At 71.0% G+C, this 13,966-nt stretch carries 14 protein-coding genes; 4 read left to right on the top strand and 10 right to left on the bottom strand.

Features of this window, described 5'->3' with window-relative positions:
• Window positions 1–18 precede the first annotated feature (18 nt).
• Window positions 19–2,625, bottom strand: a complete 2,607-nt coding sequence (gene rph, locus ACZ6I3_RS14345; RefSeq protein WP_469414607.1) for a rifamycin-inactivating phosphotransferase — start codon at window positions 2,623–2,625, stop codon at window positions 19–21.
• A 377-nt stretch (window positions 2,626–3,002) separates the two neighbouring features.
• Between rph and ACZ6I3_RS14350 the strand changes: the two genes are divergently transcribed.
• On the top strand, window positions 3,003–3,566 hold the full coding sequence (locus ACZ6I3_RS14350) for a snapalysin family zinc-dependent metalloprotease (RefSeq protein ID WP_469414609.1): 564 nt from the start codon (window positions 3,003–3,005) through the stop codon (window positions 3,564–3,566).
• A gap of 139 nt (window positions 3,567–3,705) precedes the next feature.
• On the opposite strand, the gene ACZ6I3_RS14355 is transcribed toward ACZ6I3_RS14350, so the two are convergent.
• From ACZ6I3_RS14355 to ACZ6I3_RS14375, 5 genes are all read right to left on the bottom strand, one after another.
• Entirely contained in the window at window positions 3,706–3,963 is a 258-nt protein-coding gene (locus ACZ6I3_RS14355) for a hypothetical protein (protein ID WP_469414610.1), read from the bottom strand.
• Window positions 3,964–4,062: 99 nt separating this feature from the next.
• Window positions 4,063–4,386 carry an MBL fold metallo-hydrolase gene (locus ACZ6I3_RS14360; RefSeq protein ID WP_469414612.1) on the bottom strand — a complete coding sequence of 108 codons (324 nt, stop codon included), beginning with the start codon at window positions 4,384–4,386 and terminating at the stop codon, window positions 4,063–4,065.
• A 108-nt stretch (window positions 4,387–4,494) separates the two neighbouring features.
• On the bottom strand, window positions 4,495–5,292 hold the full coding sequence (locus ACZ6I3_RS14365; RefSeq protein WP_469414613.1) for an alpha/beta hydrolase: 798 nt from the start codon (window positions 5,290–5,292) through the stop codon (window positions 4,495–4,497).
• A 24-nt stretch (window positions 5,293–5,316) separates the two neighbouring features.
• Window positions 5,317–6,150, bottom strand: a complete 834-nt coding sequence (locus tag ACZ6I3_RS14370; RefSeq protein WP_469414615.1) for an alpha/beta fold hydrolase — start codon at window positions 6,148–6,150, stop codon at window positions 5,317–5,319.
• 19 nt (window positions 6,151–6,169) lie between these two features.
• On the bottom strand, window positions 6,170–6,994 hold the full coding sequence (locus tag ACZ6I3_RS14375; RefSeq protein ID WP_469414617.1) for an alpha/beta fold hydrolase: 825 nt from the start codon (window positions 6,992–6,994) through the stop codon (window positions 6,170–6,172).
• A gap of 301 nt (window positions 6,995–7,295) precedes the next feature.
• Between ACZ6I3_RS14375 and ACZ6I3_RS14380 the strand changes: the two genes are divergently transcribed.
• Window positions 7,296–8,285, top strand: a complete 990-nt coding sequence (locus ACZ6I3_RS14380) for a helix-turn-helix domain-containing protein (protein WP_469414619.1) — start codon at window positions 7,296–7,298, stop codon at window positions 8,283–8,285.
• A gap of 106 nt (window positions 8,286–8,391) precedes the next feature.
• Here the strand turns inward: ACZ6I3_RS14380 and ACZ6I3_RS14385 are convergent, their stop codons facing one another.
• Window positions 8,392–8,910, bottom strand: coding sequence for a hypothetical protein (locus ACZ6I3_RS14385; RefSeq protein WP_469414621.1), 519 nt, complete (start codon window positions 8,908–8,910; stop codon window positions 8,392–8,394).
• 182 nt (window positions 8,911–9,092) lie between these two features.
• Here ACZ6I3_RS14385 and ACZ6I3_RS14390 point away from each other — a divergent pair, with 182 nt between their 5' ends.
• Window positions 9,093–10,808 (top strand): IlvD/Edd family dehydratase, encoded by a 1,716-nt coding sequence (locus tag ACZ6I3_RS14390; protein ID WP_469414622.1) that lies wholly within the window; start codon window positions 9,093–9,095, stop codon window positions 10,806–10,808.
• Between the two features lie 210 nt (window positions 10,809–11,018).
• Here ACZ6I3_RS14390 and ACZ6I3_RS14395 read toward each other — a convergent pair whose 3' ends face one another.
• Window positions 11,019–11,414 carry a winged helix-turn-helix transcriptional regulator gene (locus ACZ6I3_RS14395; protein ID WP_469414624.1) on the bottom strand — a complete coding sequence of 132 codons (396 nt, stop codon included), beginning with the start codon at window positions 11,412–11,414 and terminating at the stop codon, window positions 11,019–11,021.
• 122 nt (window positions 11,415–11,536) lie between these two features.
• Here ACZ6I3_RS14395 and ACZ6I3_RS14400 point away from each other — a divergent pair, with 122 nt between their 5' ends.
• A complete protein-coding gene (locus ACZ6I3_RS14400) occupies window positions 11,537–12,382 on the top strand; it encodes an SDR family oxidoreductase (protein ID WP_469414626.1) in 846 nt (281 codons plus the stop codon).
• A gap of 32 nt (window positions 12,383–12,414) precedes the next feature.
• On the opposite strand, the gene ACZ6I3_RS14405 is transcribed toward ACZ6I3_RS14400, so the two are convergent.
• Together ACZ6I3_RS14405 and ACZ6I3_RS14410 are read right to left on the bottom strand one after the other, a co-directional pair.
• Window positions 12,415–12,576 (bottom strand): hypothetical protein, encoded by a 162-nt coding sequence (locus tag ACZ6I3_RS14405; protein WP_469414628.1) that lies wholly within the window; start codon window positions 12,574–12,576, stop codon window positions 12,415–12,417.
• A 114-nt stretch (window positions 12,577–12,690) separates the two neighbouring features.
• Window positions 12,691–13,893, bottom strand: a complete 1,203-nt coding sequence (locus ACZ6I3_RS14410) for an acyl-CoA dehydrogenase family protein (RefSeq protein ID WP_469414630.1) — start codon at window positions 13,891–13,893, stop codon at window positions 12,691–12,693.
• Between the last annotated feature and the right edge of the window lie 73 nt (window positions 13,894–13,966).

Below are 13,966 nucleotides of genomic sequence, written 5' to 3' on the forward strand. Positions count from 1 at the left end.
GCGCGCAGGCCTGGCGAGTCAGGACAGGATCTCGATGTACCCGTCGGTTCCGTGCACGCGGATCCGCTGTCCGTCCCGGATCATCCGAGTGGCTTGCTCCACGCCCACGACGGCCGGCAGACCGTACTCCCGGGCGATCACCGCGCCATGGGTCATCAAACCGCCCACCTCCGTCACCAGGCCCGCGATTCCGACGAACAGCGGCGACCAGCTGGGGTCCGTGAAGGCCGTGACCAGGATGTCGCCCGCCTCGAGATCGGCATTCGCCATGTCAAGGATGACGCGGGCCCTTCCTTCGATGGTCCCGGCGGAAACCGGCAGGCCGATCAGGGCGCCGTCCGGCACGTCGTCGCGCCGGTACGCCCCGCTGAGGGCCTCACCGTCCGAGGTGAGCACCCGGGGCGGGGTGAGCGCGTGGTACGACCGGAACGCTTCCTTGCGCTGCTCGATGAGCCGGCCGTCCACCTGGTTCGAGCGCACGGCGTCGTGGAACTCCTGGAACGTGAGGTAGAAGACGTCCTCCCGTTCGCGAAGCACGTCGGCCCGCACGAGGCGCTCGGCCTCCGCCAGCAGGGCCCGCTTGTAGACGAAGGAGCGGCTGACGATGCCGTACTTCGGGTACTCCCGGTACCCGATGAACGTTCTGACCCGGTCGATCATCCGCTTGGCCTCGTCGGCTTTCCGCTCCCCGTCCGGCAGGGCCCGCAAGCGCGACAGCACGTCCTGTTCCTTCTGCAGCGCCTTCTGCCGGCCTTCCTCGAAACGCCGCGCGGCGGCGCCCGGCTCGAAGTTCCTGACGTTGTCGAGGATCACGGGCACGATCGTGGCGGGACGCTCGCGCCAGCGCGGCCTCGTGATGTCGATCTCGCCGACGCAGCGCATGCCGTACCGGTCGAGGTAGGCCTCGATGGCGTCGCGCGCTTCGGTCCCGCCCGCGAGCTTCGGCAGCTCGTCCAGGAAGGCCGCGTCCTCGACGTACCCGACGCCCTGCAGGAACGCCACCAGTTCCGGATGCGGGCGGATCACGTCCGCGACGTCGAGCAGTGCCAGTCCCATCTCCGACGTGACGTTGTCGGGGGCGGACAGCGTGAGCGTGTCAGCCACGTTCTTCTCGCCCAGCCACTCCCGCAGCTTGTCGTTGAGCCACCACGTGGCCTCCATCCCCGCCATGATCGCCTGCATGCTCAGCGGGTCACTGAGGACTCGCCTGTGCTCCTCGAACGCCTCCAGCAGGAAGTCGAACAGCGCCGGTCCGCTCTTCGTCCGGATGTCCCGCTCCAGGGCGGCGACGGACGCCCGGCTGCGCTCGATCAGCTCGGTGACGACGGCGGGGTCGGTCTCGATCGGGGCGGACGCGCCGCCGGGGGGCGGCCCGCCGGGACCCGCGTCCGGGAGCGACGGGACGAAGCCGCCGCGGTCGAGGACGGTCTCCAGAGCGTCCCTGGTCAAGGGATCGCCTTTCCCGACGACGTCCAGGAGGCCGGCGCGGCTCGCGGGCGAGGCCAGGCGCCGGGTGACGTCGACGAACAGCCTCCCGGCGGCCTCCTGCATCGGCACCATCGCCATCAGCTGCCACATGGAGAGCCCCAGGGGCTTCATGGGGTCGGTCATCATCTGCTGATGACCGACGGAGACGTAGACGTGGTTCTCCTGGTCGCCGGTCTCGGGGACGGGGAACAGCGTCGTGATCGGCCGGCTCTGCACGATCTGGAAGTCGTCGTCGACCAGGCACCATTCGATGTCCTGGGGGCGCCCGAAGTGCGCTTCGATCGACCGCCCGAGCTCCACGAGCCGCCCGACCTGGGCATCCGTCAGCGCCGGCTGCTCCTGCCGCTGCGCGTCGATCGCCACTTCCCGCGTACCGCCGGCCGGCAGGGCCTGAATGGCACGCTCCTTGGCGGCGATCGTCCTGGCGACGACTTCGCCGTCCCGCACCTTGAAGACGTCCGGGTTCACCAGGCCGGAGACCAGGGCCTCACCGAGGCCGAAGCCGGCGTCCACGGTGGCGACCTTCCGGTTGCCCGTGACGGGGTCGGCCGTGAACAGGATGCCGGACGCGTGCGGGAAGACCATCCGCTGCACGACCACGGCCATATGGACCGTACGGTGGTCGATGCCGTTCCGCCGGCGGTAGGTCACGGCTCGCTCGGTGAACAGAGAGGCCCAGCACCGGCTGATGTGCCGGAGGATCGCCGTCGGCCCCACGACGTTCAGGTACGTGTCCTGCTGGCCGGCGAAGGAGGCCGTCGGCAGGTCCTCCGCCGTCGCGCTGGATCGGACGGCGCAGGCGGACTGCTCGCCGAGCCGGGCGAGTGCGCCGGTGATCGCCGCCGTGAGCTCGACCGGGATGGCGATCCCTTCGATGGTCCGACGGATCTCCGCGCTGAGTGCGCGGATCGCCTCCCGGTCGTCGGGGTTCACGCGCGACAGCCGATCGAGCCGATCGTCGATCGACGGCGCTTCCGCCATGATCCGGCGGAAGGCGTCCGTCGTCACGCAGAAGCCGCCCGGCACGCGGATGCCCTCGATCCTCGACAACCCGCCCAGGTGCGCGCCCTTGCCGCCCACGACCGCGACCTGCGCCCCGTCGACCTCCTGAAGGTCCCACACGTACCGCTCGGACATCGCGATGTCTCCTCCAGCTCCGACGAACCTCGTGTCAGGCACGCCCGCGTCCCCCGTACATCGACAGCACACACGCACACCGTGCTCCCCGTATCCGCAGGTTGTGGCCTCGGCGGACGATTTTGTGCCACCACCCGGGCCTTGCCGCAAGCCCCCTGGTGCGCTATACGTTGAGAGCGGCAAGGGGCGAGTTCTCCTTGCCTTTGTCTTTTTCCGCCCGCTGGAACCGACAAGCCTTGCGTGCAGGTGTCCTGGTGGCCACCCCGCAACGCCGTGTTCAGCGGCTGGATGTGACGGAGATTCAGCTCCATCCCCACTGGGCAGTGGGTCAGAGAATGTCATGAGCACGACTGCCTTTCCCCACAAGGAGGTCGATCATGCACGTCCGTACGCTGACCGGTGGCCTGGCCGCTGCCTTGGTGGTGTCCTTCTCTCTGGCCGGTGGCCAGGCTGTGGCCGCTTCCCCCGATGCGGGGAGTGCTTCACTCGCCGCCCGTGTTCTCACCTACGACGCCAGTGGCTCCGCGGAGTTCAGGAGCGCGGTCGACCGGGGCGCGGCGATCTGGAACGAGAGTGTCGACGCCGTCGAGCTGCGGCCGGCCACCGCCGGGCAACGCGCGAACATACGGGTCCTCGCGGACAACGGCTGGCCGCGTGCCCTGCCCACCACCCTGGGCAACGGAACCGTCTACATCGGGCGGCAGGCCGTGGACCAGGGCTACAACACGATTCGCATCTCCGCCCATGAACTCGGGCACATTCTGGGCCTGCCCGATCGCAAGCCCGGACCGTGCTCGAGCCTGATGTCCGGCTCCACCGCGGGCACCGCGTGCACGAACCCGTATCCCAACGCGGCGGAGAAGGCAGAGGTCGAGGGGAACTTCGGCGGCGAGTTCGTCGGGTCGGCCCCGGCGGCACGTGCCGAGGTGATCGTGGACTGAAGCCTGCCGCACCACCCGTCGGACTCACAGCCGAACGCCCGCCTGCGTACCTGGGGCGGGCGTTCGCGCGTCCACCATCCTCAGCCTTCGGCCGGGCTGCTCCGTTACCCCTGCGTCCTGCCGTACGCAGCCGTGCCCGTCACACCGTCAGTTCCATCGCGCTGCCGAGGGGCAGCCGGCGGAACCGTGCGCGGATGTCGGCGGGGGCCCGCGATGCCGTCATCGTGTAGCGGACGGGGCCGGTCACGGGGAAGCGCACGCCGCCCAGGTGGAGCAGCGCCGTACCGACGGTCAGGCGGTCCGCCAGCTCGCGTACGCCGGCGTGGAGGACGGTGTCCCCGGAGATCCAGAGCGCACCGTGTCGCTGGCCCTCCCAGCGCAGGGCGAATCCGGTCACGTCTCCTACGAGGGGACGGGACAGGGGCGGGCCGTGGCGGGCGGGAGTGGCGGTGACCTCGATGGCGGGGAGGCCGGGGCGTGCCAGGCGCCAGGTCCGTCAGGGGGCGAGGCCGTGGGCGTTGCCGCCCAGGCGGCGTGCGCCGGACGGCGTGGTCAGTACGACGCGAGCCCCGGGCAGCAGGGCGCGCCCGGCGGCGTCCAGGTTGTCGGCGTGGTGGTCGTGGGTCAGCAGTACCGCGTCCATCGGCGGGAGTTCGGACGGCTCGACCGCCGGGCCCGACGCCTTGCGCGAGGAGGTGCGCCGGCCGAAGGAGCAGCGGTGGCCGGGAGGGTCGAAGGCCGGGTCCGTCAGCAGGCGCCATCCCGCCGCCTCGATCAGCGCGGTCGGGCCGCCGATGTGGGTGATGCGGGCCTCGCTCATGGGGGGAGTCCTTCCCTGCTTCCGAAGGCCGGGGGCCAGGAGTCCGAGGGCCAGGAGTCCGGGGCGGCGCGTCGCCGCCCCGGACCTCTTGTCCACTGGACCCACGGTCTACCGGGCGTGCGCAAGCGCCCAGTCGAGGGCCTGGTCGGCGACCTCCTCCCAGCCGGGCGCCGCGGGCAGCAGGTGCGGCATCCCCGGGTACTCCTTCACCTCGGTGACCGTGTTCGACTTGTAGTGCCGCGCGTTGGACTGCTGCACCTTGGGCGGCATCAGGTGATCCTTCTCGCCCGAGACGAACAGCAGCGGCGCACGGGCGTCGTTGTGGTAGTCGACGTACGTGCTCTGGTGACCGGGGCGCAGGGTGGCCAGGGCGCTGTCCCAGAAGATGGCGCCGGAGGCGGGGATCGCGTACCGCTCGTACAGCGCCTTCGACTCCTCCTCGGAGAAGGTGTTGGTGAAGGCGTAGTGCCACTGCTCGGCGGTCAGACCGACCGCGCGATGCCGGTTGGCCGGGTTCTTCAGTACCGGGAAGGCCGCCTTGATCTGCGTCAGCGGCACGACGGCGACGCCCTCCGTGGGCGCGGAGTTCATGGCCACTCCGGCCGCGCCGAGGCCGCGGTCGAGCAGAAGCTGGACGAACACGCCGCCGGCGGAGTGGCCGATCAGGACGGGCGGCTGGTCCAGGGCCCGGACCTCCTGCTCCAGGCTCCCGATGATCTCCTCGACGGTGACCTTCTCGATGGGCGTGGTGTCGGCGTTGAGGGACTCGACCTCCGCCTCGAAACCGGGGTAGGCGGGCGCGAGGACGCGGTAGCCGCGCTTCTTGTAGTGGTCGATCCAGTGCTCCCAGCTGCGGGGGGTCACCCAGAAGCCGTGGATGAGAACGATGGTGTCCGGGGTGCTCATGGCTGCCGTTCCTTCCGGAGGGGCTCAGCGGGTGGCGCGGTACGCGGCCTCGATCTGCCGCACGACGGCGTCCGGCCGGGACATCATCACGACGTGCGAGGCACCCTTCACTTCCACGGTCCTGCTGCCGGCCCGACCGGCCATGAACCGCTGAAGGGCGGGCGGAATGACACGGTCGGCTCCGGCGACGACGTACCAGGACGGCAGGCTCTTCCACGCCGGTATGCCGCTGGGACCGGACAGCCCGCCCACGCTGCCGGGGCGCTGGGAGACCGCCATCACCCTGGTCGTGGCGTGTGGCAGGTCCTGGGCGAAGACATCGTGGAACTTCGCCGGATCGATGGAGCCCTCGGCGTCGGTGCCGTCCGGCAGCGGACGGAGCACCAGCGCGTCCTCCAGCATGCTGCCGGGGAACATGCCGGCCAGCTGCAACGCGCTCTCGCCCTCGTCGGGCGCGAAGGCGGCGACGTAGACGAGCGCCTTGACGTGGGCGTGGCCCCGGGCGGCGTTGGTGATGACCTCGCCGCCGTAGGAGTGGCCGACGAGGATCACCGGACCGGAGAGCGCGGCGATGACGCCGGAGAGGTAGGCGGCGTCACCGGCCGGGTCGCGCAACGGGTTGGCCGGGGCGAGGACCTGGTGACCGGCCTTGAGCAGCCGGGTGGTGACGGCGTTCCAGCCGGAGGCGTCGGCGAAGACGCCGTGGACGAGGACGACGGTCGCCTTGGAGCCCGACCGGTCGGCATCGGCATGGGTACCTGCTGCGGCGGGGGTTGCCGAGGCCCCGAGCGTCAGGGCGCCGCCCGCCGCGATCAGCCCGCCGAGCATGCTGCGGCGGGACCGGCCTTCGGGAATCATCGAGGGGTTCCTTCCGGAGTCAGGAGTTGAGGAAGTCGAGCAGGTCGGCGCTGAGCTGCTCCCTGTGCGTGTCCGTGATGCCGTGCGGAGCGCCCGGGTAGACCTTGAGCGTCGCGTTCTTGATGCGCGCCGCCGACGCCTTGCCGCCCACCTCGAACGGCACCACCTGGTCGTCTTCGCCGTGGATGACGAGGGTGGGGACGTCGATGGCGTCCAGATCCGGGCGGAAGTCGGTGGCGGAGAAGGCGGCGACGCACTCGTGGGCGTTCCTGTGCCCGGACTGCATGCCCTGGCGCCAGAACGCGTCGCGGATGCCCTGGGAGACATCGGCGCCGGGGCGGTTGTTGCCGAAGAACGGCCCGTCGGCCAGATCGCGGTACAGCTGTGACCGGTCGGCGAGCGAGCCGGCCCGGATGGCGTCGAACACCTCGACCGGCACGCCGCCCGGGTTGTCGTCGGTCCTGAGCATCAGCGGCGGTACGGCGGAGACCAGGACGACCTGGGCGACGCGCGCGGTGCCGTGCCGGCCGACGTAGCGGGCGACCTCGCCGCCGCCCGTAGAGAACCCGACCAGAGTGACGTCGCGCAGGTCGAGCGTGTCGATGAGGGCGGCCAGATCGTCGGCGTAGGTGTTCATCTCGTTGCCGTTCCAGGTCTGCTCGGAACGTCCGTGTCCGCGTCGGTCGTGCGCGATCGCGCGGAATCCGTGGGTGGCCAGGAGCAGTTGCTGGGCTTCCCAGCTGTCGGCGTTGAGCGGCCAGCCGTGGCTGAGCACGACCGGGCGGCCCTCGCCCCAGTCCTTGTAGTGGATCCGTGCTCCGTCGGCTGCGGTGACGAACGGCATGGGAACTCTCCCGGTGACAGGGGGATCTTCCGGCTCATTGATCAGTGGCTCTGCGGAACGTGAAGCATTGGTGAAGGGGAGCATGGCACGGGCGTCGGTGACCGGCTGTGCTCTGTGTGCCGGAGCCTTGCCCCTCTGTGCCACGACGCTCTCGGGCGTCGCGTCCGACGGCGGACCGCGTACCGGAGCGGTCGAGTCAGGTGCCCGATGAACACAGCTTTGTCGCGAGTGGCCCGCACGCCGCAAACTGCTCCCCGGGGAAGCAGCGGCGACAGGCCGCTACCGCAGCCTGGGAGGCGCCGTGCTGGTTCTCGACACCGACGGCTTACCCGTCGCCGACCGCTACGAGGCTCTCCGCAACGTGGTCGCGCGGGAGGGCGGAGTCGACGTGGTCGAGGAGAACGAGCCGGCGGCGACGATGTGGAAGAGGCTCGAGATCTGGCACCTCGGGCCTCTCACCCTGTTCGACACCCGGGGCACGGGCTCGCGCTTCGTGCGCTCCTACCGCAAGACCCGCCGCGAACTGGTGGACACCGTCTCGATCATCACGCAGGCCGAGGGGTTCGGCACGGGAGCCTTCGGCTGCGACGGATACCAGCGGCGGCTGGGGCCGGACGGCGTCGGCCTGACCCCCCACATGGTCGCGTCACACGAGTACGGATGGTCGGGCACCGGCCGCTCGGTGGCCTTCTCGGTCGACATCGCCCAGCTCGCCCTGCCCGTCGACACAGTGCGGGCCGCCATCCCTCTGCTGCACCGCAGCCCCGTCGAATCGCTGCTGGTACAGCACATCCGCGGACTGCGCCGGCACGCGGACCGGTTCAGCGCCGGCCCCGAGGCGGAAGCCCTCGCCGCCGCGACCGTGCACCTCACCCGGGCTCTGATCGCCTCGGCCGCCGCAGACGGCCCCACACGCCGGAACGTGGCGCAGGAGACCCTGTTCACACGGATCCTGGCCTACCTCCGCGCACATCTCACCGAGCCGGATCTCACGCCGCAGCGCGTCGCCCGGGCACACGGCATCTCCGTGCGCACCCTCTACCGGCTCTGCGAGGAAGGCGGGCTGAGCCTGGAGAAATGGATCATCCGCCGCCGGCTCGAAGGCGCCCGCGAGGACCTGGCCGCAGCGGAACAGGCTCATCGCACCGTGGAAGCCATCGCCCGCTCCTGGGGCTTCGCCCATCCCGCCCACTTCTCCCGCCGCTTCCGCGAGGCCTACGGCACCAGCCCCAGCGAATGGCGACGACACTCCAGAGACGACCTCTTCCGCCGTGCGGCGCCGCCACTCTGATCAGCGTCCGGTAGGCGGCGGTGGAGGGATGAGAGACCGACACTGCCGTGCGCCAGGGAGGTGCACCGGCGCGCTCGCCGTACTCCCGGGCGCGCCGCCGAGGGCGTCAGGAGAGTCCCGATGCCCGGAACACCGCGTGCACCGTCTCGTCGTCGATGCGGTGGCCGAGCCGCTCCAGGACATCCGCGCCGTGGCGCAGCGTGCCGCGCTCCAGGGAGCGGCGGACGCCCGTGTCGAGTTCGTGCCAGAGCAGGGGGTTGGCCGTGAGGATGCGGGGGTCCAGTTCCAGACGGTGGCCGTGGACGTCCCGCAGGACCAGGTGGGACGAGATGCCGTCGTACTGGCGCACGGACGTCAGCGCGTCCGTGCGGACGATGAGGCGGCGCCAGGGGGTGCGTACCACCAGCCAGCCGGGGCCCGCGCTGACCTGAGGCGGCAGCAGGACGCTGAACACCGTGGCCGACAGGACGCCCCAGAGCAGGGCGCGCAGAAGCGTCAGGCTTCCGCCGTCCCAGTCGACCAGAAGGAACATGGCGTAGAACACCAGAGCCCAGCCCACCGCGAGCCGCGCACCCTCACGCCAGTGGCGGTCGCCGACCGGGTCCGTCGGTGAGCTCCGTTCCATGTCTCTGAAAGTAGGCCGCCGTACGGGCGCTGTGACCACTGCTGACGGGGTTCTGACGCCGCGCGGGCGAATATTGACGGGTTTCCGACGCGCTCGGCGGGGTCTGTCGATCCGTCGACCGGCTGCCTATGCTTCATGACGTTCCGGAACTCAGACCTCCGTCCGTCTATCGGAAGGGCTCCATGGAGAGGCTCCGCAGCGCGCAGTGGTACGAGGGACAGGACCGAAACGCCTACATACACCGGGCCTGGATGCGACGCGGAGTGCCGGGTGACGCCTTCACCGGCCGGCCTCAGATCGCGATCGCCAACACCGCCTCGGACCTGACTCCCTGCAACGCGCACCTGAACGAGGTCGCGGCCTCGGTCCGCAACGGCGTGTACGAGGCGGGTGGCATCCCGCTGGACCTGCCCGTGGTGTCGCTGGGGGAGACGCAGGTGCGGCCCACCGCCATGCTGTGGCGGAACATGGCGGCGATGGCCACGGAGGAGATGCTCAGGGCCAACCCCATCGACGGAGTGGTCCTGCTCGGCGGCTGCGACAAGACGATCCCGTCGCTGCTCATGGCGGCGGCGTCGGTGGACCTGCCCGCGGTCGTGGTTCCCGGCGGTCCGATGCTGAACGGCACCTTCCGCGGCGGCCTGCTGGGCTGCGGCACCGGTGTGTGGAAGCTGTCGGAGGAGGTCCGGGCGGGCACGCTCTCGCAGGAACAGTTCTCCCGCTCCGAGTCGGCGATGATCCGCAGCCGCGGCCACTGCAACACCATGGGCACGGCCTCGACGATGGCGCTGGTGGCGGAGGCGCTGGGCACGGTGGTGCCCGGTACCGCGGGCATCCCGGCCCCCGACAGCCGTCTGCTGGAGGCCGCGCACCACACCGGCCGGCTGGCGGTGGACATGGTGGGCGCCGACCGGCGACCCGGTACGTTCCTGACCGAGGCGTCCTTCCGGAACGCCATCGTGGCGCTGGCCGCGATCGGCGGCTCGACCAACGCCGTCGTCCATCTCCTGGCCATCGCGGGCCGGTTGGGCATCGACCTGTCACTCGACGACTTCGACCGCGTCGGCTCCCGGGTACCGGTGCTGGTGGACCTCCAGCCGGCCGGGCGTTTCCTCATGGAGGACTTCCACCGCGCGGGCGGGCTGCTCGCCGTCCTGCGCGAGGTGCGCGACCTGCTGGATCCCGACGCGCTGACCGTCACCGGCAGGCCGTTGGCCGACTTCCTCGACGACGCCGAGATCTGGGACGGCGAGGTCATCCGTACCCGTGCCGAACCGCTGGTCGCCGAGGGCGGCATCGCCGTCCTGCGCGGCAACCTCGCCCCCGACGGCGCGCTCGTCAAACCGGCCGCGGCCTCCTCGCACCTGCTCCGGCACCGCGGCCGGGCCGTCGTCTTCGACTCCGTCGAGGACTTCCACGCCCGTATCGACGACCCCGGACTCGACGTCGACGCCGACTCCGTCCTCGTTCTGCGCGGCTGCGGCCCCAAGGGCTACCCGGGCATGCCCGAGGTCTCCAACATGCCCCTGCCGAAGAAGCTGCTCGAAAAGGGCGTGCGTGACATGGTCCGTGTCTGCGACGGCCGGATGAGTGGCACGGCGTACGGCACGGTCGTCCTGCACGTGGCTCCCGAGGCCGCGGCCGGCGGCCCGCTCGCCCTCGTGCGGACCGGCGACTTCATCACCCTCGACGTCGAGGCCCGCCGGATCGACGTCGACGTCCCCGCCGACGAACTCGCCCGCAGAAGCCCCGGCAAGGCCACCGTCACCGGCTTCGCCAACCCCCGGCGCGGCTGGGAACGCCTCTACGTCGACCACGTCCTCCAGGCCGACACCGGCGCCGACCTCGACTTCCTCGTGGGCTCCAGCGGCTCCGAGGTGACCCGCGAGTCGCACTGACACCGGGTCACCTCAGGGAATCACCAGGTCACGGGCAACTCGGTCCCGAACGCATGGGCATGCGGCCCGACACGTTCGACGTCCGTGTGCAGCCGCCGTGATGAGCGCCGTGCTCAAGGTCGCGGCCGACGATTTCGCCCGTGAGACAGCGGGCCGAGGCATCACCCCGGAAGCGCTGGAAGGACATCGCGACGGCAGTAGCGCCCCGTACTAGCGAGCCGGGTCGCCGTCGTACTCGCGGCGGGCCCGGTCGACCTTGTCGAGGTTTCCGGCCGCCCACTCGGAGAGATGCGCGAAGAGCGGGGCGAGGCTGCGGCCGAGTTCGCTGATCTCGTACTCGACGCGAGGAGGGACCTCCGGGTGGTACGTGCGCACGACCAGCCCGTCGCGTTCCAGTTGGCGCAGGCGCTGGGTCAGCACCTTCGGAGTGATGCGGGCGATGCGCCGTTGCAGTTCCACGAAGCGCTGCCGGCCGTGGGCGTGCAGGGTCCACAGGACGGGTGTGGTCCACCGGCTGAAGACGATGTCGACGACCGGCGAGATCGGGCAGGCGAGCACCGGTTCGCTCGTGCTGTCGGCTGCGATGGGTGCGGCGTCGTCGGCCATGCGCTTCCCTCTCGGACAGTCGCTTTCCTGTAGGTACCTACTTTACTTCCGGTGTTAGCGTCCCCCTGTCTCGCCCGGCCTTCGGGCGACGCCAACCACTGGGAAATCAAGGGGAGTTACTCATGATCGTAGTGACGGGGGCGACCGGTAACGTCGGCAGTGCGCTCGTACGGACGCTCGCGGCGGCCGGTGAGCGGGTGACCGCGACGTCCCGGAGCATCACCGAAGCGGACGTTCCGGAGGGCGTCCGGCATCGCGGGGCGGACCTGACCGACGCCGAGAGCCTTCGCCCGCTTCTCGACGGCGCCGACGCGCTGTTCCTGCAGAACGGCGGGCCCAGCGCCCACCTGCTGAACCCCCGGCACATCCTGGACGTCGCCAAGGCCGGCGGAGTCGAGCGCATCGTGCTGCTGTCCTCGCAAGGAGTCGCCACGCGGCCGGAGTCGGCCTCGCACGGTGGCACGGCACGCGCCATCGAGGACGCCGTGCGTCAGTCGGGCCTGGACTGGACCGTCCTGCGCCCCGGCGGTTTCCACTCCAACATGTTCGCCTGGGCCGAGTCGGTACGCACCCACAGGACCGTCGCCGCGCCGTTCGCCGATGTCGGTCTGCCCACGGTCGACCCGGGCGACATCGCCGAGTCGGCCGCCGTGACGTTGCGCGAGAGCGGACACGCCGGCCGGATCTACGAGCTGACCGGGCCCGCGCTCAGCACGCCGAGGCAACGAGCCGAATCGATCGCGGACGCGCTCGGCGAACCGGTCCGCTTCATCGAGCAGACCCGTGACGAGGCCCGGGCCCAGCTGCTCCGGTTCATGCCCGAGGCCGTGATCGAGACGACTTTGGCCATCCTCGGCGAGCCCACGCCCGCCGAGCAGCGGATCAGCCCCGACGCCGAAAGGGTCCTCGGCCGCGCGCCCCGCACCTTCGCGGCGTGGGCTCGGCAGCACGTCGCCGCTTTTCGGTAAAGCTGTGACGGCCTCCGCCGTTGCTGGTCGGGTCAGGCGCCGGTCCGCTCGTAGGCACTGATGACGTAGCGGGCCTCGTCGTCGATCGCGTTCTTCTCCCAGTCCTGCAGAAGCTCCCCGATGGTGGGCACCGCGCCGGGGGCGCTCTCGACCGCGTGCCGGCCCATGGCGTCGAGGCCCACCGACTTGACCACGGCGCCGTCGCGGACCGAGATCCGGAAGGTGCCGAGCAGACTCCGCTCTCACCGCTATGACGCCGGCCGCCCGGGGAACGTTCGGCATCGTCGTCGAGACCGGCCCGGCCATGGTCAGACAGGGAGGACGAAGGGAGGGTGCGCCCCGTTGAGGAAGTAGTCCCCGACATCACGGAGCCGGTGGGCGACGGGCTCGTACAGCGTGTGCGTGCGCGCGTTGCGCCAGAAGCGGTCGAAGCCCAGTCGTGCGGACGCGGAGCGGACGCCGATGATGTCGAGGGCGCGGGCGGTGGACTCCTGAACGGCCTTGGAGGCCGCGGCTTCGGCCATGGCCACGAGGACGGAGATCTCCGCGTACTCCTCGTAGCCGAGGTCCTCGCCGCGTGCCAGCCCGTCGTGCACGGCATCCCGCGCCTGGTCGGCGAGCGCGGAGGCGGAGCGGGTGAGCACGGTGAGCTCCCCGTACGCGGTCAGCACCTGCGGGTCCTGGGGCGAGCCGACCGGCCAGTCCGGGTGCCAGTGGGAGTGGCCGGTCCTGCTGTACTCACGGGCTTCAGCGAGAACGCCCTCGGCCATGCCGAGCCGGAGCTGCACCGACAGGAGGCGCCCGACCGGTGACACCAGAGCGGTGAGGGGGGACAGGACGTCCTCGTCCGCGGCCAGGGAGCCCAGCACATCGTCGGCGGAGACCGGTACGGCGTCGAACTCCACGCTCCCGCCCGCCGCGAGCCGCTGCCCGAAGGGGTCGGCGTCGCCGTCGATCACCACGCCCGGGAGGGCCGGATCGACCACGACGGCGAACGGCTCGCCGGTGTCGGCCCGTACCGCCCGCACGGCGAGCCGGTCGGCGACCAGCACCCCGGCGGCGTAGCTCTGCCGGCCGTTCAGCGCGTACCCCCGCGCGTTCCTGACGAGTGACAGAACCGGTTCCTGACGCGCCAGACCACCGCCCCAGCACCACTGCTCCGCCGCGGAGCGCCGCTCCAGCCGGGCGGCGAGAGCGGGCTCGGTGAAGAACCGGGCGCTCCACGACATGAAGTAGTGACAGCCGAGCAGTTGGCCGATCGCGCCATCGGCCGCCGCGATCTCCCGGACCACGGTGTACGCCGTGGGCCAGTCCTCGCCGCCGCCCCCGAGCCCGGCCGGTATCAGGAGCGTCAGCAGTCCAGACTCGCGCAGCCGGGACACCTCGTCGAACGGGGGCTTGCCCGCCTGGTCCCTGGCCACCGCGTCCGTGGCCAGATCGTCCGCCGTCTCACGGGCCACGTGCAGCCAGTGCGTACGTCCGGGCCCGGTCGGCGCAGGGGCTGGGCCCATGGCAGAGGTCTCCTCAATGTGTGGGGGGCATGCGTCATCCTGTGCGGCGGCCCGAGGCGCCGTCAATACTTTC

It is taken from the genome of Streptomyces sp. NPDC041940 (genome assembly GCF_055589465.1).